This window comes from Chitinophaga agri, assembly GCF_010093065.1.
GTDB lineage: Bacteria > Bacteroidota > Bacteroidia > Chitinophagales > Chitinophagaceae > Chitinophaga > Chitinophaga agri.
The window spans coordinates 2805848-2828404 of the sequence record NZ_CP048113.1 but is presented as its reverse complement, the minus strand read 5'-3'; the positions used below and the strand labels follow the sequence as shown (position 1 = coordinate 2828404).

General features: G+C 46.5%; 21 protein-coding genes. 13 read left to right on the top strand and 8 right to left on the bottom strand.

The window, feature by feature from the left end; genetic code table 11:
• Positions 1–30: 30 nt before the first annotated feature.
• The 4 genes from coaE to nusB form a co-directional block, all read right to left on the bottom strand.
• Positions 31–624 (bottom strand): dephospho-CoA kinase, encoded by a 594-nt coding sequence (gene coaE, locus GWR21_RS11015; protein ID WP_162331797.1) that lies wholly within the window; start codon positions 622–624, stop codon positions 31–33.
• A 69-nt stretch (positions 625–693) separates the two neighbouring features.
• Positions 694–1035 carry a preprotein translocase subunit YajC gene (yajC, locus tag GWR21_RS11010; RefSeq protein ID WP_238430299.1) on the bottom strand — a complete coding sequence of 114 codons (342 nt, stop codon included), beginning with the start codon at positions 1033–1035 and terminating at the stop codon, positions 694–696.
• 45 nt (positions 1036–1080) lie between these two features.
• Complete coding sequence (locus GWR21_RS11005; RefSeq protein ID WP_162331795.1) at positions 1081–1527, bottom strand: DUF1573 domain-containing protein; 447 nt, start codon at positions 1525–1527, stop codon at positions 1081–1083.
• Positions 1528–1555: 28 nt separating this feature from the next.
• The gene (gene nusB / locus GWR21_RS11000) at positions 1556–2485 is read right to left on the bottom strand and encodes a transcription antitermination factor NusB (protein ID WP_162331794.1); all 930 of its coding nucleotides are present in this window, start codon (positions 2483–2485) and stop codon (positions 1556–1558) included.
• Positions 2486–3124: 639 nt separating this feature from the next.
• On the opposite strand from nusB, the gene GWR21_RS10995 reads away from it, so the two are divergent.
• From GWR21_RS10995 to GWR21_RS10970, 6 genes are all read left to right on the top strand, one after another.
• A complete protein-coding gene (locus GWR21_RS10995; protein ID WP_162331793.1) occupies positions 3125–3406 on the top strand; it encodes a co-chaperone GroES in 282 nt (93 codons plus the stop codon).
• Between the two features lie 58 nt (positions 3407–3464).
• The gene (gene groL / locus GWR21_RS10990) at positions 3465–5099 is read left to right on the top strand and encodes a chaperonin GroEL (protein ID WP_162331792.1); all 1635 of its coding nucleotides are present in this window, start codon (positions 3465–3467) and stop codon (positions 5097–5099) included.
• A gap of 107 nt (positions 5100–5206) precedes the next feature.
• Positions 5207–5713, top strand: a complete 507-nt coding sequence (locus tag GWR21_RS10985) for an FKBP-type peptidyl-prolyl cis-trans isomerase (protein WP_162331791.1) — start codon at positions 5207–5209, stop codon at positions 5711–5713.
• 44 nt (positions 5714–5757) lie between these two features.
• On the top strand, positions 5758–6264 hold the full coding sequence (locus tag GWR21_RS10980) for an FKBP-type peptidyl-prolyl cis-trans isomerase (RefSeq protein ID WP_162331790.1): 507 nt from the start codon (positions 5758–5760) through the stop codon (positions 6262–6264).
• Positions 6265–6391: 127 nt separating this feature from the next.
• Positions 6392–7825: an L-serine ammonia-lyase gene (locus tag GWR21_RS10975; RefSeq protein WP_162331789.1), complete on the top strand. Its 1434-nt coding sequence runs from the start codon at positions 6392–6394 to the stop codon at positions 7823–7825.
• Positions 7826–8000: 175 nt separating this feature from the next.
• Positions 8001–10808 (top strand): hypothetical protein, encoded by a 2808-nt coding sequence (locus GWR21_RS10970; RefSeq protein ID WP_162331788.1) that lies wholly within the window; start codon positions 8001–8003, stop codon positions 10806–10808.
• On the opposite strand, the gene GWR21_RS10965 is transcribed toward GWR21_RS10970, so the two are convergent.
• From GWR21_RS10965 to GWR21_RS10955, 3 genes are all read right to left on the bottom strand, one after another.
• The gene (locus GWR21_RS10965) at positions 10805–11269 is read right to left on the bottom strand and encodes a hypothetical protein (RefSeq protein ID WP_162331787.1); all 465 of its coding nucleotides are present in this window, start codon (positions 11267–11269) and stop codon (positions 10805–10807) included. The two genes, GWR21_RS10970 and GWR21_RS10965, sit on opposite strands and share 4 nt — an antisense overlap.
• Before the next feature lie 99 nt (positions 11270–11368).
• Entirely contained in the window at positions 11369–14017 is a 2649-nt protein-coding gene (locus GWR21_RS10960) for a valine--tRNA ligase (RefSeq protein WP_162331786.1), read from the bottom strand.
• 412 nt (positions 14018–14429) lie between these two features.
• Positions 14430–15449, bottom strand: coding sequence for a threonine aldolase family protein (locus tag GWR21_RS10955; protein WP_162331785.1), 1020 nt, complete (start codon positions 15447–15449; stop codon positions 14430–14432).
• A gap of 329 nt (positions 15450–15778) precedes the next feature.
• Between GWR21_RS10955 and GWR21_RS10950 the strand changes: the two genes are divergently transcribed.
• From GWR21_RS10950 to GWR21_RS10935, 4 genes are all read left to right on the top strand, one after another.
• Positions 15779–16636 (top strand): sigma-70 family RNA polymerase sigma factor, encoded by an 858-nt coding sequence (locus tag GWR21_RS10950; protein ID WP_012793808.1) that lies wholly within the window; start codon positions 15779–15781, stop codon positions 16634–16636.
• Positions 16637–16871: 235 nt separating this feature from the next.
• Entirely contained in the window at positions 16872–17816 is a 945-nt protein-coding gene (trxB, locus tag GWR21_RS10945; protein ID WP_162331784.1) for a thioredoxin-disulfide reductase, read from the top strand.
• 224 nt (positions 17817–18040) lie between these two features.
• Positions 18041–18391: a dihydroneopterin aldolase gene (folB, locus tag GWR21_RS10940; RefSeq protein ID WP_162331783.1), complete on the top strand. Its 351-nt coding sequence runs from the start codon at positions 18041–18043 to the stop codon at positions 18389–18391.
• Between the two features lie 103 nt (positions 18392–18494).
• Positions 18495–19247: a tetratricopeptide repeat protein gene (locus GWR21_RS10935; protein ID WP_162331782.1), complete on the top strand. Its 753-nt coding sequence runs from the start codon at positions 18495–18497 to the stop codon at positions 19245–19247.
• A 3-nt stretch (positions 19248–19250) separates the two neighbouring features.
• On the opposite strand, the gene GWR21_RS10930 is transcribed toward GWR21_RS10935, so the two are convergent.
• A complete protein-coding gene (locus GWR21_RS10930) occupies positions 19251–20582 on the bottom strand; it encodes an MATE family efflux transporter (RefSeq protein ID WP_262888496.1) in 1332 nt (443 codons plus the stop codon).
• 61 nt (positions 20583–20643) lie between these two features.
• Here GWR21_RS10930 and GWR21_RS10925 point away from each other — a divergent pair, with 61 nt between their 5' ends.
• Genes GWR21_RS10925 through coaD form a run of 3 tightly spaced genes read left to right on the top strand, consistent with a single transcriptional unit; the run spans position 20644 to position 22532 of the window.
• Entirely contained in the window at positions 20644–21513 is an 870-nt protein-coding gene (locus tag GWR21_RS10925; protein WP_162331780.1) for a DUF3822 family protein, read from the top strand.
• Positions 21504–22055, top strand: a complete 552-nt coding sequence (locus tag GWR21_RS10920; protein ID WP_162331779.1) for an RsmD family RNA methyltransferase — start codon at positions 21504–21506, stop codon at positions 22053–22055. Before GWR21_RS10925 ends, GWR21_RS10920 begins: the two co-directional genes overlap by 10 nt.
• Positions 22056–22061: 6 nt before the next feature.
• Positions 22062–22532, top strand: a complete 471-nt coding sequence (gene coaD, locus GWR21_RS10915) for a pantetheine-phosphate adenylyltransferase (RefSeq protein WP_162331778.1) — start codon at positions 22062–22064, stop codon at positions 22530–22532.
• Positions 22533–22557: the final 25 nt, after the last annotated feature.

The following is a 22557-nucleotide window of genomic DNA, read 5'->3' as shown; positions in this document are numbered from 1 at the left end:
TATAATGATCGGGTGATGGGTAAGGGATGATTAGGAGGCTGCGAGTGTAAGCAGCTGCTGATGCAATGCGAGTACCTGTGGGATAACCATTTCCTGATCATCATTGCGGATAATATAATCGCACAGCTTCATTTTGATATTGTCGTCAATCTGTTTGTGCATGCGGGCCAGTACATCGGCGCGGCCTATATTGTCGCGTTTCATGACGCGGTGGATGCGTAGCGGCTGGGGGGCGTATACGCCGATACATTTATCGAGGTACTGAAAAGACCCGGATTCAAAGAGCAGGGCCGCTTCTTTGATGACGTAGGGGGCTGTTTGCTGATCTGCCCATTCGTCGCTATGTCGGATGGTGGCAGGGTGGACGAGGGAGTTCAGTAACTCCAGCTTGTCTTTATCGTTAAAAACGATCTTACCCAATGCGGCGCGGTCCAGTACATTGTTTGCGTCATAGATCTGTGCACCGAAATGCTTTTTCACCTGTTCAATCAGCAGCTTATCAGTTTGCATGATCGTTTTTGCTGCATCATCAGCATAATACACCGGCACGCCGAGTAGTGCGAAGATCTTTGCAACCGTACTTTTTCCTGAGCCTATACCGCCTGTGATACCAATTTTTAACATACCGCCAAATTCCAAAAAAAATCCCAAACTCCGCGAGGGAATTTGGGACGCACTGTCGGAAGACAGCCATTATTTTGCTGCAGTTTCAGCTGCTTTCTGCTGTGCCTGGGTATATTCCATACTGATAGCAGAGCGCTCAACAGTGAAGTAGGTACCAGGACTAACTTCGATCTGCAGGGTATTGTTATCATTGATCTTTTTCACTTTACCGTGGATACCTGCGATGGTAACGATTTTATCGCCTTCACGCAGACCGCCGATGAAGTCTTTCTGCAATTTTGCTTTCTTGGTCTGAGGACGGATCATGAATAACCACATTACCAGGATCATACCCCCGATAAATATGAACTGGAAGCCAGCGCCGCCTTGAGCACCTGCTCCACCACCCGCCATCAGTAGAACGTTCAGCATGTTAGTGTACATCGTATTAAGTTGTATTTAGTTGTTTAGTTGTTGTTATTTCTGTTTCAGTATCGTACACTGAATTTTTGGTCCCTGTACCTGTTCAGGCTTTGTGTTAGCCCGGATCGTGATTTCCTTTTCAGTATATCCTTCTTTACCTGCGCTGTTGAACACTACTTTCATATAGCTGGTTTTACCAGGTTTGATAGGTTCTTTCGGCCAGTCAGGCACTGTACAACCGCAGGAGGAGGTAGCATCTGTTATCAGCAGGTCTCCGTCTCCGGTGTTGGTGAATTTGAAGGAGTATTCTACTCTTTCGCCTTCAGTGATATTGCCAAAATTGTGCGTCATCTCATCAAAGGTGATGACAGGTGTACCTTTTGTACTGGCAGCAGTGGCCGCAGTCGTTGTATCCTGTCCGGCACTTTTGTTGGCATCTGAACTGTTGCAGGCGCCAGCGAGGAGGCTACCGGCAATCAGATAAAAGAATATCTTTTTCATAATTGTATCGGGTTCGACCCAAAAGTAGCTATTTTTTTGTACGGTCTACCTTCTTTATCATATTGGCCTGATCGAGGTCTTTCAGGATATTATCCAGTATACCGTTGACGAACTGACCGCTCTGAGGCGTGCTGTACGCCTTTGCCAGGTCGATATATTCGTTGATAGTCACCTTGGTAGGAATAGTCGGGAAATAGAGGAATTCGCATACTCCCATTTCCATTAATAACATATCCACTGCGGCGATACGTTCAGGATCCCAGTTCTGTAATTTCGGCTTGATCAGTTCCAGGCAATATTCTTTCTTATCGAGCACTGTCAGCAGCAGTTCACGTGCATATTCCAGTTTCTCCCGGCTGATGAGCTGGAGGAAATTGAATAAATGCGGTTTATGCATGTAGTTAGCTACCAGGAGGTCCATCATTTCGGCATCGTCACCCCAGTGCAGGAAGCTATCTTCCATATGCTGAAGGAACAGCTCGTTTTTGAAGAGGAGCTCTTTATAGATATATTCCATGATCTCCTTTTCTCCCTGTTTGGTACGGGAAGGCTCCTGGATATATTTCTGATAGATATCTGTTGCTGTGAGAGAGTTGTACAGTTTACGCATCAGGTCCTGTTCAGGAAGATGCCTGAGTTTCCATTGTTCCAGGTTTACCTGAAACCCTTTGTCATTGATGATCTGGAAAACAAATTCATTCCCCGCTATTTTGGTATTTACCTGCAGGTCCGCAGCTGAGGGAAGGTGTTTGGATGCACGGGTCTGAGAGTCGATCTCTGCATACTGAGCTACCTGGGTCAGGCAGTATAATACGTATGTAAAGATCTGACTTGTCTGGTCCAGCTTCTCGTTCAGTAAACTGGTAGCGGTTCCCGGCTTAATGGTTTCCGGTTCCATTGTTTCCAGTGCATAGAGGGTCTGCATGACCTTCACACGGATATTTCTTCTGCTAATCATCTTATAATCAAGAACTGTATGAGGGCGCAAAACTAGGGAAAAATGGGCATAATAGGCGTTGACAAATAAGAATTACCAGGGATAATTGTGAAAGATTGACTTTATCTTGTTGATAATCATTGTATAATGTTGTGTTAAAGAGATTTACAGGAAAAAATATGACAATCAGGTGTGCTGATCGTGTCAGGAAGGGTGGGGGAAAGAGATGCCGGGAATGTGGTAATAGGACATATCGTCATTTTAATACCTGGCTGATTATTTTGCGGTGGTGACTGTATATCTGGAGAGGATGCGTATTATTAGCTAAAAGAATAGTACTTTTCAGGATAATACACTGGTGTAGTGAAATTCCACAGTTGAATATGCCGGCTTTCTGTGTTCGTCTGAAGAGGAATGAACAAGCGTCGAACCAGCGACGGCGAAGCACACCGGCCGTTACCCGGGGCTGGTGGATCACAAACGGGCAATTGCATACTGATTCTGTCAGGTTTTATCTGAAAAAATGGCATTTTTGTCAGTGCAGCTTAGCTGCCGGTGCGGAAGAACTGAAAATTTGACCATAAAATTGCCTTGGCACAATTATCGAAGTGCCAACAGCACAAAAACAAATCATCTTACCTTTTTAAAAAGTATAAGTATATGTCAAAAGATTTAAGTATTAAGCCCTTAGCTGACAGGGTGATCGTGAAACCCGCAGCCGCAGAAGAAAAAACAGCTGGTGGTATCATCATCCCTGATACTGCAAAAGAAAAACCACAGAAAGGTACTGTTGTTGCAGCTGGTCCTGGTAAGAAAGATGAGCCAGTGACTGTAAAAGTTGGCGATACCGTATTATATGGCAAATATGCAGGTACCGAGATCAGCATCGAAGGTGGTGATTACTTAATCATGCGTGAATCTGACATCTTAGCAATTGTTTAATCACAAGCGTTGAACTGACAGACAAAACCAAAACACTCAAAAAAAACACAAAGCTATTATGGCAAAGCAGATATTTTTTAGCACAGATGCCCGCAATAAAATGAAGAAGGGCGTAGACACCCTGGCAGACGCAGTGAAGGTAACCCTGGGTCCAAAAGGTCGTAACGTAGTGATCGAGAAGAAATTCGGTGCTCCGAGCTTAACCAAGGATGGTGTGAGCGTAGCTAAAGAAATTGAACTGGAAGACCCGATTGAGAACATGGGTGCACAGATGGTGAAAGAAGTTGCTTCTAAAACCGCTGACATTGCTGGTGACGGTACTACTACTGCTACTGTTCTGGCACAGGCTATCATCGGCGAAGGTTTAAAAAACGTTGCTGCTGGAGCTAACCCAATGGACCTGAAACGCGGTATCGATAAAGCTGTTAAAGTGATCATCGAAAACCTGGCTAAACAGGCTGAAAAAGTTGGTAACGACAACAAAAAAATCGAACAGGTTGCTGCAATCTCCGCTAACAACGACGCTGAGATCGGTAAGCTGATCGCTGAAGCGATGAACAAGGTGACCAAAGACGGCGTAATCACCGTTGAAGAAGCGAAAGGTACTGATACTACTGTAGAAGTAGTAGAAGGCATGCAGTTCGATCGCGGATACCTGTCTCCATACTTCATCACCAACAGCGAAAAAATGCACGCTGAGCTGCAGAACCCTTACATCCTGATCTACGATAAAAAGATCAGCACCCTGAAGGACATCCTGCACATCCTGGAAAAAATCGTTCAGAACGGCCAGCAGCTGCTGATCATCTCTGAAGATCTGGAAGGTGAAGCACTGGCTACCCTGGTAGTTAACAAACTGCGTGGTCAGCTGAAAGTTGCTGCAGTTAAAGCTCCGGGCTTTGGCGACAGAAGAAAGGAAATGCTGCAGGATATCGCAACCCTGACAGGTGGTATCGTGATCAGCGAAGAGCAAGGTTACAAACTGGAAAATGCTGACCTGAGCTACCTCGGTCGTGCTGAATCCGTAACTATCGATAAAGACAACACTACTGTCGTAGGTGGCAGAGGTGAAAAAGAAGCTATCCAGGCTCGTATCAATCAGATCAAAGCGCAGATAGAAGTAACTACTTCTGACTATGACCGCGAAAAACTGCAGGAACGTCTTGCTAAACTGAGTGGTGGTGTGGCTGTACTGTACGTAGGTGCTGCTACCGAAGTTGAAATGAAAGAGAAGAAAGACCGCGTAGACGATGCACTGCACGCAACCCGTGCTGCTGTAGAAGAAGGTATCGTTCCTGGTGGTGGTGTTGCTTACATCCGCGCTATCGAAAGCCTGGATACAGTTGTAGGTGAAAACGCTGACGAACAGACAGGTGTTGCGATCGTTAAACGTGCGATCGAAGAGCCACTGCGTCAGATCACTGCTAACGCTGGTATCGAAGGTTCTATCGTAGTACAGAAAGTGAAAGAAGGTAAAGGCGATTTCGGTTTCAACGCTCGTACCGAAGTATACGAAAACCTGCTGGCAGCTGGCGTTATCGACCCTGCTAAGGTGACACGTATCGCACTGGAAAACGCTTCCTCTATCGCAGGTATGCTGTTGACCACTGAGTGTGTGATCGCTGACAAACCAGAACCTAAATCTGCTGCCCCTGCTCCGCACGGTGGTCACGGAATGGGTATGGACTACTAATATAGTATCCAGAAAATATAAGGGAAAAGGGTGTTCGCTATCGCGGATACCCTTTCCTTTTTTAGCAGCTTCCTGTAACTTTAGGTCTTTTTCGCCGTTATAATTGTATGAACGCACATTTACGCGCCGCTTTTTATCTTTTATTTTCACTTGTCCTGATCACCGGATGCTCAAAAAATGAATATTCCGACACCTACAACGATGTCACCGATGGCGAAAGGATCATGCAGGAGCAGAACGCCGCTATCCAGTCATACATGATGGCGAACAACCTTTCCCTGGACCGTGATTTCAGTGGGATCTATTATAAAATAGAAAACCCTGGAGACCCTTCGGCCTTAATGACGCTCAATTCTATTCCCACATTGAATTATACCCGCCGTAACCTGAAAGATTCCCTGCTGGATGCTTCTTTCGGCAGTACCAATTTCGATGGCCGTGCCCTGAAAGACCATATCATGGGCTGGCAGATAGGATTACGGAAAATAGGTAAAGGAGGAAAGATATTCCTGATCATCCCTTCTCCGCTGGGCTTCGGTAACGTGTCCGTAGGTAATATTATACCTGCTAATACCGTTCTTGTATGCGACGTGGAACTCGTAGACTTTAAATAATCCTCTGTAATTAATTATCTCAATATTATAAATCCGAGCACTTCATGAAAAGATTTAGCATGAGACATTTGTTCCTGATCGGAGCAGCGCTGATGATGGTATTTTTTGCCGCTTGTAGTAAAGATGAGGGCGAAGCTTATGATCCAACACCACAGTTTAACAAGGATGTCGATTCAATTAAGGCATACCTGAAAGCACACAGCCTGACAGCTGTTCAGGACTCTTTAAGTGGTATTTACTACAATATCTCTGCAAAAGGTAATGGCGTTGACAGCGTAAAATACAGCAATACAAAAGTGAAGACTTTGTACACTGGTAAACTGTTGTCAGATGTAGTGTTTGATTCTACCGGTACAACTCCCCGTGAGTTTTATGTAGGACAGGTGATCGTAGGCTGGCAGTTTGCATTGACCAGGATCACCAAAGGCGGCAAGATCAGGGTATACCTGCCTTCTTACTACGGTTACGGCCGTCAGGCACAGAACGGCATACCGGCCAACTCGCCGCTGATATTTGATATCGAATTAGTGGACCTCACCAATCCTCAATAACAGGAAAGGGCCGGAAGGCCCTTTTTTGTTATTGAGGATTGGTGATTAGTAATGATATTGTAATACAATCCCACCTGAGGAATAATCTATCCCTATTTTCCCCTTACATTTGTCGAAATTCTACCTCGTGGCACACGAATGCATTTCGGTATTTGATATCTTTAAGATAGGCGTAGGTCCTTCAAGCTCACACACGTTAGGCCCCTGGCGGGCCGCCCTGCAGTTCCTGAAAGAAGTTCAGGCTACAGGACGAAAACTCAGTTCCATAGAACATGTCAGCGTTTTATTGTACGGCTCTCTTGCCAAGACCGGTCATGGTCACGGTACTGATATTGCGGTACAGTTAGGCCTCTGTGGTGATGACCCCGTAACGTTTGACGTTAATCAGATCAACAGTAAAATTGACGACATCCGTAGAAATAAAGTAATGGTCGTGGGTGGCACTCATCCCGTGACTTTTGATCCCCTGCAGGATATCACGTTCCTGTTTGATGAATCCTTACCTTATCACCCTAACGCCCTGACCTTCCTCGTTACCTTTAATGATGGCGAACAACAGGCTGCTACCTACTATTCCATTGGTGGCGGATTTGTCTTGAAAGAAGGTGAAACACAGGGTGGAGGTGCTGCACAGGTAGACCTGCCATTCCCAATTGATACTGCCCGTCAGCTGTTACAGTGGTGTATCAAAACAGGGTATTCCATCTCCGAACTCGTCATGGAAAATGAACATGCCTGGAGACCGGAAGCAGAAACCCGGGCCGGCGTGATGAATATCTACCGTGTCATGAAAGAGTGTATCTACCGGGGTTCTCATACAGCGGGTGAATTACCCGGAGGGTTACGTGTGGCCAGACGTGCGGCAGCACTGAATAAAAAATTACTGAAAGGACGTACCTACACTGATTATAATTCCTGGATCGACGCTATTCGTGCAGGTGGTAACCACTTCGCTTATACGCTGGACTGGGTCAGCTGTTTTGCGCTCGCTGTGAATGAGGAAAATGCCTCGTTCGGCCGTGTGGTAACAGCTCCTACCAATGGTGCAGCAGGCGTCATCCCCGCTGTATTACAGTATTTCATTACCTTCTGTGATGGCAATCAGGATGATAAGATCATGCAGTTTATGCTGACAGCCTCCGAGATCGGCAGTATCTTCAAAAAACGCTCTACTATCTCCGCCGCAATGGGCGGATGTCAGGCGGAAATCGGTGTGTCTTCTGCCATGGCGGCAGCGGCATTAACTGAATGCCTGGGTGGTTCTCAGCGTCAGGTACTGATGGCGGCTGAAATTGCCATGGAACATCACCTGGGGCTGACCTGCGACCCTATTGGCGGACTCGTACAGGTACCCTGCATAGAACGTAATACCATGGGCGCGATCAAAGCGATCACTGCTTCCCAGCTGGCGTTGCAGAGCAACCCGGAACTGGCGAAAGTATCGCTCGATGCGGTGGTAAAGACCATGTGGGATACGGCACTGGATATGAACAGTAAATACAAGGAGACTTCTGATGGTGGCCTGGCGGTGAATATACCGATCAGCCTTCCGGAATGTTAGATCATTGAGAACCAGGAACCAGGGAATTTGCGAACGCCATAAACAGCACGGCTGTTTATGGCGTTCGTTTATTGGCATTTGTTAATTGCCTGATAATTAATGTAGTCAGGCTAATCAATTCCTAATTCGTAATTCCTAATTACTCCGTATCTTGTTCCCTATACCTGCAATTGATATGAAAACTTTCTCGTGCCTACTGTTACTCCTGTTCCCCATTACCGCAATGGCACAATCATTCGGCGGCAATCCTCCTTCTGTAAAATGGCGTCAGATCAATTCTGATACCGCCCGTGTAATTTTTCCTGCCGGACTGGAACAACAGGGACAACGGGTCGCAAATCTGATCCATTATATGGATCGATATAACCGCGGCTCAATCGGGAACCGGAACAAGAAAGTGAATATCGTATTGCAGCATCAGACACTGGAATCCAATGGTTATGTCGCTATGGGGCCTTTCCGCTCTGAGTTTTATCTGACACCACCGCCGGCATCTGCTGATCTGGGTTCATTGAAATGGGAAGATCAGCTGGCAGTGCATGAATACCGGCACGTATTACAATATCGCAATTTTAACCAGGGACTGACCCGGGTTGCCTATCGTGTATTCGGAGAACTGGGATTAGCCGGTTTTGCCAGTGTAGCTGTACCTAACTGGTTCTGGGAAGGAGATGCTGTGACAATGGAAACAGCCCTGAGTATGCAGGGGAGGGGACGACTGCCTGCTTTCTTCGATGGCTTCAGGGCGCTCGCGCTTGAGAAAAGGGACTATAGTTATATGAAAGTCAGGAATGGCTCTTATGTAGACTTTACCCCCAATCATTATCCACTGGGATATCTCATGAGCATGTATGGTCGTGAACATTACGGCCGCACCTTCTGGAAAGATGTAACAACAGATGCAGTGCGCTACCGCGGATTATTTTATCCGTTGTCCCGGAGCCTGAAAAGACGCACGGGTAACAACGTGACTGGTTTCTATCGCGCGATGCTGAAAGAATATCAGCCGCGCTGGGAGACTTACGCCAGTAAAGAAAGTAAGCCAGGTACACCATTGATGGAAGCACCACCAACTGTTACAAACTACAAATATATTTATCCGGTGAAGCCAGGTGAATGGCTCATCTATAAAGATTCCTACAAAAAGCTGGCAGGTTTTTATCTGCTTGACAGCACTGGCCGACAGGAACTGGTGACCCGCCCGGGTATCCATTTCGATGACTATTTCAGTTATCGAAATGGACGGATCGTATGGACGGAAGCCCGTTTTCATCCACGCTGGTCCTGGAAGGACTATTCTGTTGTAAAGGTCCATGATATGGCAACCGGCCGTACTGGTACACTCACCCATACTTCCCGTTACTTTTCCCCTGATATCACTGCAGATGGTAAACGCATCGTGGCAGTCGCTACGGCCACCTCGCAGCAATATAGTCTGCAGCTGCTGGATGGACAAACGGGCGCTGTAATCAATACGCTACCGAATCCTGATAACTGGTATTACACTTATCCTAAGTTTTCTGCGGATGAACAATGGATCATCAGTAATGTGCGTAATAACAGAGGAGAAATGGCCATGATACGTCAGTCACTGGCTACGGGGGAGCGCGAATTGCTGACACCTTTCTCATTTACAGTCCTGGGTATTCCGGCCGTGCGCCATGACACGGTGTATTACACCGCTGCGTATAAGGATGTGGATAATATCTATGCATTGACGATGTCAGCTAAAAAGATCTGGCAGGTTACCGCACATCCAAACGGCGTGCTGCATGCGGCGGTGGATAGCCAGTCGCAGACGGTAGTATACAGTGCTTTCGGCACGAAAGGATATGCCTTGTATGCGGCGCCGCTGGCGCCGAAAGACTGGCAACCGATCGATACAGGACGTAGCTATCATAGTGCCTGGTTACAGCCTGATTTCCAGGAAGGGGGCAATATTCTAGAGAAAGTACCAGATGAGAAAAATGAGGTAAAGGAGTATGCGAAGAGTACACACCTGTTCAACTTCCACAGCTGGCTACCTACCTTCGACGATCCTAACTACAGTGTGACGCTGTACGGCGATAACGTGCTGAACACGGCTTCTACAGCTTTGGGATATACCTATAATCGTAATGAAGGAAGTTCCGGCTTCACGGGAGATTTCATCTATGGCGCCCTGTTCCCATATCTGCAGGCAGGGGCTAAATATACCTTTGACCGGTCTGACGTTTTTTCCGGAAAAGGCCGTCTATACTGGAAGGAGCTGGATTTTCATGGCGGGTTCACGATACCATTGACGTTATCTTCCGGTTTGTATAGCCGCAGTTTGTCAGTATCTTCGATGTATCATTATCTGGAGAGATTTCCGCAGGGAGCATTCCGTTTTACAAATCCGAGCATACAATATATCGGCAATACACTGGTATTCAATAACCAGCGCATCCGGGCCAGACAACATATCTATTCTCACTTCGGACAATACCTTGCTTTACAGTATAACCGTTCGCTGACCAATGTATTTGCAGAACAGCTTTTCGCAAGATTAGACCTGTACCTGCCAGGTGTATTACCAAGTCATAGTCTGGTGTTGCAGAGTGCCTGGCAGCAGCGGGATACGTCACGCAACTATTCTTTCTCCGATAATTTCGCCTATGCCCGTGGATATAATGAGCCGTTCTATGAGCACATCTATAAACTGGGCGCGAACTATCATTTCCCGATCGCCTATCCTGACTGGGGATTTGCACATATTCTTTACCTGATGCGGATCAGGGGCAATGTGTTCTATGATTACAGCAGGGCCTATAACTTCATCAGCAAGGTGAGCACGCAATATAGATCTGCTGGTGGAGAGCTTCTGTTCGATACCAAAATAGGCAATGAAATCCCTTTCACCTTCGGAGTGCGTTATAGTCACCTGTTTGACAAGGACCCTATTGACAACGCAACCCAAAGGTTCTCATTCACACTGCCATTACAGCAGTTGTTCAGTTATTAGCGAACGTTGAATTTGAGCTTGGGAGCTCTGTATAATTTATCGCCGGTGTATTTGATAATGATATTATCGAAATAGAATACCTCATTTCTCTCAAGCATCTCTTTGATGCGCTCTACCCAGAAGGGAGGGAGGCGGTCACCCTTGAAGTCATCGCCGACAAATTCGGTATAGAAGCCGGGTTTGCCGGTGGTATCATTCAGGTATGGTTCCCTTTTCTCGTAGGTGAACTGGAAGGATACAACAGGATATTTGTTATTCTTTTCGTCTCTCACTACCAGCGGAGAATCAAGCAGTTTAATAATCTCAGGGCGTGGAAGGGAGTCAGGAAGGAATATACCCCAGGTGGTACGGAAGCGGAGTGTGGTTGTTTTAGTACCGGTGGTACTGGTTGTAGTGGCAGGTTTTTTAGCAGCAGGTTTCTTAGGCTTGGCGGTTTGCGCTAATACCGGCATACTTGCCATGAACAAAAGGATTCCCGAAATCAGATAACATTTACGCATAGAATAAACAGGGATATAAAAAAATCGCCCGGAATAGTAACGTCCGGGCGATATTGAAAATTATAAAGATTTCAAACTTTCCGTAATGGCTGCGATCTTAGCCTCGGCATCAGCCTTCTTCTTTCTCTCTGCTTCTACCGCTTCTGGTTTGGCTCTGCTTACGAATGCTTCGTTGCTCAGCTTTTTCTCTACCGATGCCAGGAAGCCTTGCTGGTAGATCAGGTCTTTCTCCAGGTCTGCTTTCAGATTGGTCGTGTCAAGTTCTTTTTCTGTTTCCAGGTAGAACTTGTCTTTTTGTACGACTACGTTGATGCAACCGCCTACTGGTTCTTTGGTATACCTGATAGCTTTTGCATTTACCTGTTTGGACAGCAGGCCTTCGATTTTTGCGAATGCTGCTTCCTGCAGGGTATCAATGTGTACTACTATTTCATCTTTTACCTTGAGCTGATTTTTGGTACGTGCATCACGAATGCTGGTGATCACTTCCTTCGCCAGTTCACCTTCTGCCAGGATGTTAGCGTCACTAGCTGCCAGAGTAGCATACTGCTGGATCATCAGGTCATCACCTTCTGCGCGTTCTTTCAGTGCCTGATAGATCTCTTCAGATACGAACGGCATGAAAGGATGCAGTAATTTCATCAGTTCTTCGAAGAAGTAAACCGTTTTTGCATAAACACCTGCGTCACAAGGTTGCTCGAAACCAGGTTTCACCCATTCCAGGTACCAGCTACAGAAATCATCCCAGATCAGGTTGTGACAAACTACTTTCAGGGCTTCACTCAGTTTAAAGTCTTTAAACAGCTCATTCACCTGTGCTTTTACTTCATTCAGTCTGTTTTCAAACCATTGTACAGCAAAGTTATTATCAGCGTTTTCAGTACCTGGTGCCACGCGTGCTTCCCACATTTTCACCAGTTTCAGAGCGTTCCAGATCTTGTTACCGAAAGCGGCACCCTGTCCGAGAGTTGCCTCATCAAATAACAGGTCATTACCGGCAGGAGAAGTGATCATGATACCATAACGAACGGCATCCGCACCATATTTGTCGATAAGTTCCAGCAGGTCAGGAGAGTTCCCCAGCGACTTACTCATTTTACGTCCCTGTTTGTCTCTTACCATACCGGTGAAATAAACATCACTGAATGGTTTAACCTGTTTGTATTCCATGCCAGCCATGATCATACGGGCCACCCAGAAGAAGATAATATCCTGTCCGGTTACCAGTACGTTGGTAGGGTAGTAGTAGTTGATCTCTTCGTTGTCAGGCTGGGAAATACCATTGAATACTTCCATTGGCCACAGCCAGGAAGAGAACCAGGTATCGAGACAGTCTTCATCACGACGGAGGTCGGCAGCAGTGTAGGTAGCACCTTTCGCTGCGAACTGTGCGATCGCTGCATCTACGTTATGTGCTACTTCAAAGGTGCCGTCTGGTGCATAGAACGCAGGGATCTGTTGTCCCCACCAGAGCTGACGGGAGATACACCAGTCTTTTACATTCTCCATCCAGTATTTGTAGGTCGCCAGGAAGCGATCGCCCGGATGGATCTTCACATCACCATCTACTACGGCATCCAGGGCAGGTTTGGCCAGTTCCGCCATTTTCACGAACCACTGGGTACTGATACGGGGTTCTACCACAGTATCAGGGTTACGCTCACTGTAGCCAAGGCGGGTGGTGTATGCCTGTTCTTTTACGAGCAGACCCTGTTCGTCCAATGCAGCGATCACTTTTTTACGAGCTCTGAAGCGGTCTTCACCGATGAATACACCAGCAGCGGGGCTGAGGGTACCATCATCGTTCAGGGTATCCACTACTTCCAGGTTGTGTTTCAGTCCCAGGTTGTAGTCATTGATATCGTGAGCAGGTGTCACTTTCAGGGCGCCTGTACCGAATTCTTTATCTACGTAGGTATCGAAGATGATAGGTACTCTGCGGTTTACCAGGGGTACGATCGCAAAGTGGCCAACCAGGTGTTTATAGCGTTCATCATCAGGGTTTACGCAGATAGCGGTATCGCCCATGATGGTTTCAGGTCGCTGTGTAGCGATGGTGATCGCTTCGCCTGTCAGGTTATTTTCAGAATCAGTGATAGCATATTGAACATGGTACAGTTTACCCTCGATGTCTTTATACTGTACTTCTTCATCACTCAGGGCTGTTTTCGCTTTCGGGTCCCAGTTGATCATACGGGCGCCACGGTAGATGAGACCTTTATTGTAAAGATCTACGAACACCTTGATAACCGCTTCATAATAATGATCGTCCATGGTGAATGTCACCCTGTCCCAGTCGCAGGAGCATCCCAGTTTCTTGATCTGGCTATAAATGATGCCGCCGTATTTCTCTTTCCACTCAAATGCGTATTTGAGGAACTCTTCACGAGTCAGCTGTGACTTCTCAATACCTTTTTCGGTTTTGAGCATGTTCACCACCTTCGCTTCGGTAGCGATGGAAGCATGGTCAGAGCCTGGGACCCAGCATGCGTTAAATCCGCTCATACGGGCACGGCGCACCAGGATATCCTGGACCGTCTCGTTCAGGGTATGCCCCATGTGCAAGACGCCGGTGACGTTAGGAGGAGGGATCACAACGGTAAAAGGAGGGCGGTTGTCCGGTTTACTACGGAAATAACCTTTGTCCATCCAATGCTGGTACCATTTGCCTTCAATAGCAGCAGGCGTGTAATTTTTTGAGAGTTCCATGCTAGCGATATATCATTTATATAAGTGTGCAAAAATAAGAGATTAAGCGATTGGAAGCACGTCTGTTTTAGCGGGGAAGTTACCTTTCCTCACTTTTCAGCGTAAAACGTCCGGATACGAGAAAATCATGGCCGGGTATACATTGGCAGTTGTGCCTGCCGGTTGGGCTGCGTAGATTTACGGCACCTTAGGAAATGTTTCCATCCAGTGACCCCAAAAATATATTGTTATTAACCGAATCATCTGGGCTGATCTGTCGCCATAAACGGCTACCTCCTGACTTGCGGCGGATGGGGCGAAGGAGCTGATTCGGTTGATTGTCAAAGAGAGTGGTTGAATGTAGAATAATAACAATGGCTGGTCTGCATATCTGCAGTTGCCAGCCATTTTCTGTTTGTATCTTGTTAAGGGATTACTCCATTGCTGATATCACCGCACAGGTCTTTTCCACCATTGCCGGGGTAATATCCAGGTGCAGTACGATACGTAGCTGCGTTTCACTGATAGGAGAAACCAGGATACCTTCCTGTTTCAGGTGGTCGGCGAAGCGTTTAGCTGTCCAGCCATCCTTCACATCAAAGATGAGGATATTGGTTTCGACCGGCAGCATATGACCGACAAATGTTTTTTGCAGCAGGTATTTAGCAATCTGCTTGGCATTCAAATGATCTTCTGCCAATCTGGCAATATGGTGCTCCATGGCATAAAGTCCGGTAGCTGCCATATAGCCAGCCTGTCTTAATCCGCCGCCCAGTTTTTTCCTTACACGGCGTGCGGAACGGATAAACGCTGCGCTCCCCAGCAGGACAGATCCCATCGGGCAGCCCATTCCTTTGTTGAGGCAGACAGAAATGCTATCGAACAGCTCCCCGAAAGTCTTCGGATTTTCCCCGGTTGCCACGAGTGCATTGAACAGCCGGGCCCCGTCCAGGTGGAGTTTCAGGTTATTATCCCTGCACACGTTTTTGATGCGGGTGATCTCTTCAATATCATAGCAGCATCCGCCACCACGATTGGAGGTGTTTTCCAGGCAAACCAGGCTGGTAGTAGCTTTGTGCACGTCATCGGGGTTGATGGCTGCGGCTACCTGTGCAGCGGTGATCATGCCGCGGTCGCCTTCCAGCGCACGTACCTGGCAGCCGGCGTTAAACGCGATGCCACCACCTTCATAAATATACACATGTGCTAAGTCACTGCAAATCACCTCGTCACCGGGCTGGGTGTGTACTTTAATAGCGATCTGATTACTCATGGTGCCGGAAGGGCAGTACATGGCGGCTTCTTTACCAAAATATGCTGCCAGCATGGCTTCCAGCTGATTTACACTAGGGTCTTCGCCGTATACATCATCGCCGGTATTTGCCTCAGTCATAGCTGTCAGCATTCCGGGAGTCGGCTTAGTGAAAGTATCGCTCCTGAAATCAATAATCATCGTTGAAGAATTTGCAATGTATTGGACAATAAATTAGTGAAGTTAATAATCTGAAGTTGATTATTTTTCAATTGTTAAAATTTAATTAAAGCGTCGAAAATACCTAATAAAGGGCTATTAAATATCGTTTATATGGAGTACTTTGTTATAAGAAATTGATGGCTTGAAAAGGATTTGGCAGTGTGGGGTATTAGCACGATCTTTGCAGGCTAATTTGTTAAAACGATAATGTTAGAAGAGTGGAATAGGTTGTAAGATAATTATTTAAAATATCTCAACAAAAAAATTCTTTTGATGTTATTCAATTTATAAACTAATAAACTTTCAATATGAGGCAACTTAAAATTGCCACCCAGATCACAAACCGTGATTCTCAGGCGGTAGAAAAATACCTGCAGGAGATTTCAAAGATCCCTTTGTTAACACCTGAGGAAGAGACTGTTCTGGCGCAACGCATTAAGATGGGTGACCAGAAGGCTCTTGAACGTTTAACTACAGGAAACCTTCGTTTCGTGGTATCAGTAGCAAAGCAGTATCAGCACCAGGGCTTAAGCCTCAGCGACCTCATAAATGAGGGCAATCTAGGCCTGATCAAAGCTGCGCAGAGGTTCGATGAAACGAAAGGGTTCAAATTCATTTCTTATGCTGTGTGGTGGATCCGTCAGTCCATACTGCAGGCTTTAGCAGAACAGGGCCGTCTGGTTCGTCTGCCGCAGAATAAAATCGGCACTTACAATAAAGCTAACAAGGCCTACATGGCTTTCGAGCAGGAAAATGAAAGAGAACCGTCAACTGAAGAGTTGGCAGAGATCCTGGAAATGTCTGAATCTGAGATCAACAATATCTTCCAGAGCAATACCCGTCACATGTCCCTCGATGCTCCTGTTCACGAAGCAGAAGACGTAGCTATGGGTGACCTGCTGGAAGGTGGCGATATCACTGATGATGATGTAATGCGTGATTCACTGCGTGAAGAGATCCGCCGTGTGCTGAAATCTCTCAGCCCCCGCGAAGCGGAAATCGTCAACGCATACTTTGGTCTGGATGGAGAGAATGGAGCAACGATTGAACAAATCGGTCAGAAGTACGACCTGACAAAGGAAAGAATTCGTCAGATTAAGGAACGCGCCATTAAAAGGCTGCAAAAAGCCCGCTACAGCGGAGCACTGAAATCTTACCTGGGTTAATCCGGTAGGATGTAGGAGAAGAGGATAGGCATTTAGTTGCTATTCAAATCATAGATCTATAACTTTATATAGATGCACCGGCTGTAATTTTATAGCCGGTGTTTTTTATTTTATGGGGATACGTATTTTTGCAGACCACATCATTAAAGCGTTTTCCGCTAATTATCATGTGAGCCGGTACAGATACGGACATTCATAAACGATCATTATACCTTATTAATATTACATAGTAAGCATGGAAACTAACCAACAGGAACATGTACATTTATTGATAGTAGGTTCCGGACCAGCAGGGTACACTGCCGCCATATACGCAGCCAGAGCAAATCTTAAACCTGTACTTTATCAGGGTATTCAGCCAGGTGGTCAGCTGACCATCACCACAGAAGTAGAAAACTATCCGGGGTATCCTGAAGGTATTCAGGGGCCTGAAATGATGGTGGACTTCGAAAAACAGGCTGCCCGCATGGGTGCGGATATCCGCTTTGGTATGGCAACTTCTGTAGATTTCAGCAGCAAACCATATAAAGTAACAATAGACGAATCCAAAGTAATGACCGCTGATGCGATCATCATAGCTACCGGTGCTTCCGCTAAATGGCTTGGAATGCCGTCCGAGCAACGTCTGAACGGTAGCGGTGTATCTGCCTGCGCTGTTTGCGACGGATTCTTCTTCCGTGGTAAGGAAGTAGCGATCGTCGGTGCCGGTGATACCGCTGCCGAAGAAGCACTTTACCTGTCTAAAATGTGTAGCAACGTTCATATGATCGTACGCCGCCATGAAATGCGCGCGTCTAAAGTAATGCAGGACCGTGTACTGAAAACTTCCAACATCATTGTATACTGGAACACTGAAACCCAGGAAGTATTAGGTGAAAATAAAGTGGAAGCTGTTCGCCTGCTGAACACTGCCAAGAACGAAGAAACTACCGTTCCGGTAAGCGCTTTCTTCGTCGCAATCGGTCACAAGCCAAACTCTGATATATTCCAGGATTACCTGGAACTCGATGAGCAGGGGTATATCAAAACTGTACCGGGTTCCTCCCGTACTAATCTGGAAGGCGTATTCGCCTGCGGTGACGTACAGGATAAGATCTACCGTCAGGCAGTAACTGCTGCAGGCAGTGGCTGTATGGCTGCCCTGGATGCAGAAAGATATTTATCTGCCATGGGTTTATAATTAATTGGGAATTAGGAATTACGAATCAGGAATTGAGCTTCAGTTAATTGCCTGATTCGTAATTCCTAATTTCTTTTACAATAGTCATGTGATGGATATTGAGGTTAGTTATGCCGCAGGATGATGTTTCCCAGATTATTATTAACACCGAGGCAAGCCATCCTGCTTTTATATTCTAAAGGCTGCTCAATACCCAATTCTTAATTCCTAATTCCTGATTAATAATGCTTACAGTTGGACTCGAACAAGCCACTTTCCGCGCCTTTCATGGTCTTTATCCCGAAGAACGCGTGATTGGAAATGATTTTGTCGTAGACCTGTTTGTCACTATTCCCGGTACGCACCATATCGATACGATCTCTGAAACTGTTAATTACCAGGGACTTTATAACGTTGTTAAGAAGATCATGGCCATCCCGCAGCCGCTGCTGGAGCAGGTTGTATACAGCATCAGTGATGCTGTAAAAGAGAAATATCCTGAAATTAAGCGTGCTGTTATTTCTCTGAAAAAAATGAACCCACCTATGGGCGCTTCCGTACGTAACTCCATAGTAACGCTTGAAAAGAACTACTAAATAACCGCTTCCCTCCACAAACAGATTAATACATATGTGGTATGGACTGTCTGTAGATAAAGCGTTAAATTTAGTTAATTTAACATGTGTAAAATTCCGCCCTATGTTTAAGGTATTTACATTCGCTGCTTTATTGCTGGTATCCGCTTTCACCTATGCACAGACTGCCGATGAAATGGTCGACCAGGCAAGACAACTGGAGAAACAGATGAAGGAGCCTGCTGCATTGGCCCTTTACAAAGACGCGTTGAAAGTACAGGCTGACAATATTGCGGCCCTGGCAGGCGCCAGTGAACTGAGTGCCTGTGAGGGAAGCAGAGCGACTGACAAAGACGAGAGAACACGTAGTTATACAGAGGCTAAGAATTATGCAGAACAGGCTATCAAACTGGCACCTGAGAATGCCGAAGCCAACTATGTGATGGCTGTGGCGTTAGGTCGCGTCGCTACTACACAAGGGGCGAAGGAGAAGGTAGCTGCCTATAAAGAGGTGAAAAGGTACGCTGAACTGGCGATCAAGTTCAACCCGAATTATGCTAAAGCCTATTATGTGCTCGGCAAACTGAATTATGACATGGCCAATATGAATGCCCTGGAAAAAGCCGCGGCCAAAGTGCTGTTCGGCGGACTACCAGAAGGTTCTCTGGATAATGCCATCGCCAATTTCGAGAAATGCCGTAAGCTGGACGCTTCTCTGCTGGTTAACTACCATGATCTTGCCAAAGCCTATAAGGACAAGGAAGAGCTGGAGAAATCGATAGAGATACTGAGAAAGGCCGTTACTTTACGTCCCATTTACCAGGATGATCCGGCTGTTAAAGCTGCCTGTAAAAAGATGCTGGAAGCCATGGAGTAATGATCAGATGGATTTTGCTTTCCACCTGCCGCTTCGCAGGTAGAGGAAGCAGAGTACAAAGATGATGGTCCAGTAAAAGAAATCAGCCAGCCAGGCGATATATAGCGGACTACGCCACTGCTCTACTACAATACTACAATATAAGAGATACCCAATGACCGCGGCGAATTCGATGCCGAGGTTGATCCTTGTATTGCCGGTACCGGTCACCGCGCTCAGTACCACACCTGAAACAGCCATCAGGATGGTGCTGAGGGTAATGATACGTACAGATGGAATGGCTTCAGCGATCAGTGGTTTATCTGTTGTGTAGATCTGTAAGATGGTATGCGGAAACAGGTTCACCAGTATACATACGGTTATAGCACAGATCAGGCTGATGACCACGATCTTTCTGATCGCTTTAAAGACCAGTTCTGACTTACCCTGACCGATCACGTTGCTGACCATTGTGTTACAGGTGGCGGCCAGAGACCAGGTAAAGACACCAAAAAATCCGAAGATACTTCTTAGCATATTGGAGATGGCCAGCGGGCGCTCACCCAGGTGCTCGATGAAAATGAAGAAGATAAACCAGCTGCCGATGCTGAAGAGGAACTGTACGATCAGTGGAGCAGATATGGTCAGGATGCTGCGCATGATGGGCCAGGATGGCTTCAGATAGGTGAATAGCAGGTATTTTTTATGGTAACTCTTCCCGAACAGAATAGCGTAGGCGACAAACAGGCCAGTACCTTCCGCCAGCACAGAGGCAACGGCTGCCCCGTTCAGTCCCATTGCCGGTAATCCCAGTTTTCCGAAGATCAGTACATAATCAGAAAAGATATTGACCATCTCCTGGCATAAAGAGGTGACCGCCAGCACTTTCGAGTGACCACTTCCTATATAAAAGGCGTTCGCCATGCTTAACAGCATCAGAAAGGGGAGTCCCCAGATGCGGATACGTATAAAAGAGAGGGCGGCTTCGTATATATGCTGATTGTGCAATGTTTGGGAGAAGAACCAGGGCGCCAGGAACAGCGTCAGTGCGATCACGAGAAACGAAGACGCAAGTCCCAGTTGTATGCCATTTGAAAAAAGTTGCCCGATACCTGTTGTATTCAGCTGGCCGGCACGTCGGGCGATCAGTACCTGTAAACCATTATTCAGGCCATAGGCGACCATGTACATCACCAGATAATAAATACCTGCAATCCCGTTTGCAGCGAGCTCAAACTCCCCCAGCCGACCCAGGAAAGCTGTATTAGTCATATGATTTATCTGTGGAATAATGAGAGCCAGGCATATAGGAGCGGCGATTTTTATAATCTGCCGTGTGGATACTTCAAACTGCATAGGAGCAAAAGTCACGTTTTTTGGTTATTATTGTGCCATATCTAATGTATTAATAATGTCTGTGTCTTATAAAATTCATCCAGCCTTTGCTGCGGATGATGCTTCTCTGCTCGAGACGGACCTAACTTCCTGCCAGCTGCTTGTTCTAATAGGAAAGGGGACGTTCAGTTATGTGGTGTACAATCCGTCAGCGAAAAAGTTCCTGGCATTGAAATCTTATCATTTTCTGCCCCAGAAGACTGCTACCGCAGATCTGCAGATGATTGAACAGATATTCGATGCAGACAAGCTGCTGTTTACCAATTTCAACCTGGTACAGCTGGCCTTTGATGGCGTTAACAGTACATTAGTGCCGGAGCCGCACTATAATCCATCCCTGAAAAAGGACTATCTGCATGTTATTTACCCTGAACAGACCCAGGAACTGGTGCTGGCAGATGTATTGAGCGAGCAGCAGCTGGTGAATATCTATTCGGTGGACAAGGATGTAATGGGCTTCCTCAGAAAAGAATTTTCGACAGACAAAGTGATCCACGCTAATACGGGATTACTGAAGTCTTATCGTTTTGATAATGATTTCCTGGAACTCAATGGCGTCGCTTATGTTGATATTCAGCAGCATAAGTTCTCACTGACCATTTTCAGGTTTGGCAAACTGCTGATACAGCAGGACGTATCCAGCCAGACAGGACTGGACGTGGTATATCACCTGGTGAATATATTACGTCAGACAGGCCTCGACGAGCAACTGGTGAAGGTAAAGGTAGGAGGGGCGGTAACGTCCGACTCGCAGATCCATGAGGAGCTGCGCCGTTTTATACCTAAGCTGGAATGGATGCCGCGTTTGTCGGGCTTCTGGTACATTCCGAAAATGGAAGAGATCCCGGGCTATTACTTTAACAATCTTTATGCGATGGCGTTATGCGTATAATCGGCGGAGAGAAGGGAGGATTGCGGTTTCAGCCGCCAGCACACATGCCGCATACCAGACCTACAACAGATATTGCAAAAGGCGGACTATTCAACATCCTGGAGAACAACCTGGAGTTTGAATCACTGAAAACGCTGGATATCTTCGGTGGAACAGGTAGTATCAGCTATGAGCTGGCTTCAAGAGGAGTGACCGACCTGACTATTGTGGAGAAAGATCCGAATATGGCTGATTTCATACAGAAAACAGCGCAGTCACTGGAGGTGCCATTGAAATTGCAGCGTATGGACGTGTTCAAATATCTTGAACAGTGTACGGAGAAGTTCAACTTCATCTTTGCCGGTCCACCGTATGCCCTTACTACGATCGATCAGCTGCCGCTGATCGTGTTTGAACGCGGGCTGCTGGAACCGGAAGGGTGGTTTGTACTGGAACATACTCCGCGCAATAACTATAAGAATTACTCATACTACCGTAGTGAACGTAACTATGGTACGACGATCTTTTCGATCTTCATCAACAGGGAGGAGCTGAAAAAATAAACAGGCATGAAACGTATTTGCTTATTCCCGGGCACTTTTGATCCGATCACACTTGGACATACTGATATCATAGACCGTTCACTGGACCTTTTCGATGAAATAGTGGTAGGTGTTGGTGTCAATTCTGCCAAAACCCCCATGTTTCCTTTGGAACAGCGTATGGAGTGGATACGCGAGATCTATAGCGACCGTCCGAAGGTTAAGGTGATCTCCTATGAGGGACTAACCGTTAAAACCTGTAAGGAGATCGGCGCACAGTTTATATTGCGTGGTATCCGTAGTATCGGTGACTTTGAATACGAGAAGGCGATTGCCGACGTGAACAGGATGATGGATGAAAATATTGAGACGATCTTTCTGAGTTGCTCACCCCGTTATTCTACCCTTGCTTCTTCACTGGTAAGAGATGTATTGCGCTATGGCGGAGATGCTTCACAGCTGCTGCCTGCAAATATCCTCCGTCAGCTCAGATCATAACCATTTTTCACTTTTAATGCGTCTG

Bases quoted from the DNA above. Each gene is read 5' to 3' on its own strand.
- coaE (WP_162331797.1), bottom strand. From the start codon at position 624: ATGTTAAAAATTGGTATCACAGGCGGTATAGGCTCAGGAAAAAGTACG.
- yajC (WP_238430299.1), bottom strand. From the start codon at position 1,035: ATGCTGAACGTTCTACTGATGGCGGGTGGTGGAGCAGGTGCTCAAGGC.
- GWR21_RS11005 (WP_162331795.1), bottom strand. From the start codon at position 1,527: ATGAAAAAGATATTCTTTTATCTGATTGCCGGTAGCCTCCTCGCTGGC.
- nusB (WP_162331794.1), bottom strand. From the start codon at position 2,485: ATGATTAGCAGAAGAAATATCCGTGTGAAGGTCATGCAGACCCTCTAT.
- GWR21_RS10995 (WP_162331793.1), top strand. From the start codon at position 3,125: ATGTCAAAAGATTTAAGTATTAAGCCCTTAGCTGACAGGGTGATCGTG.
- groL (WP_162331792.1), top strand. From the start codon at position 3,465: ATGGCAAAGCAGATATTTTTTAGCACAGATGCCCGCAATAAAATGAAG.
- GWR21_RS10985 (WP_162331791.1), top strand. From the start codon at position 5,207: ATGAACGCACATTTACGCGCCGCTTTTTATCTTTTATTTTCACTTGTC.
- GWR21_RS10980 (WP_162331790.1), top strand. From the start codon at position 5,758: ATGAAAAGATTTAGCATGAGACATTTGTTCCTGATCGGAGCAGCGCTG.
- GWR21_RS10970 (WP_162331788.1), top strand. From the start codon at position 8,001: ATGAAAACTTTCTCGTGCCTACTGTTACTCCTGTTCCCCATTACCGCA.
- GWR21_RS10965 (WP_162331787.1), bottom strand. From the start codon at position 11,269: ATGGCAAGTATGCCGGTATTAGCGCAAACCGCCAAGCCTAAGAAACCT.
- GWR21_RS10960 (WP_162331786.1), bottom strand. From the start codon at position 14,017: ATGGAACTCTCAAAAAATTACACGCCTGCTGCTATTGAAGGCAAATGG.
- GWR21_RS10955 (WP_162331785.1), bottom strand. From the start codon at position 15,449: ATGATTATTGATTTCAGGAGCGATACTTTCACTAAGCCGACTCCCGGA.
- GWR21_RS10950 (WP_012793808.1), top strand. From the start codon at position 15,779: ATGAGGCAACTTAAAATTGCCACCCAGATCACAAACCGTGATTCTCAG.
- trxB (WP_162331784.1), top strand. From the start codon at position 16,872: ATGGAAACTAACCAACAGGAACATGTACATTTATTGATAGTAGGTTCC.
- folB (WP_162331783.1), top strand. From the start codon at position 18,041: ATGCTTACAGTTGGACTCGAACAAGCCACTTTCCGCGCCTTTCATGGT.
- GWR21_RS10935 (WP_162331782.1), top strand. From the start codon at position 18,495: ATGTTTAAGGTATTTACATTCGCTGCTTTATTGCTGGTATCCGCTTTC.
- GWR21_RS10930 (WP_262888496.1), bottom strand. From the start codon at position 20,582: ATGCAGTTTGAAGTATCCACACGGCAGATTATAAAAATCGCCGCTCCT.
- GWR21_RS10920 (WP_162331779.1), top strand. From the start codon at position 21,504: ATGCGTATAATCGGCGGAGAGAAGGGAGGATTGCGGTTTCAGCCGCCA.
- coaD (WP_162331778.1), top strand. From the start codon at position 22,062: ATGAAACGTATTTGCTTATTCCCGGGCACTTTTGATCCGATCACACTT.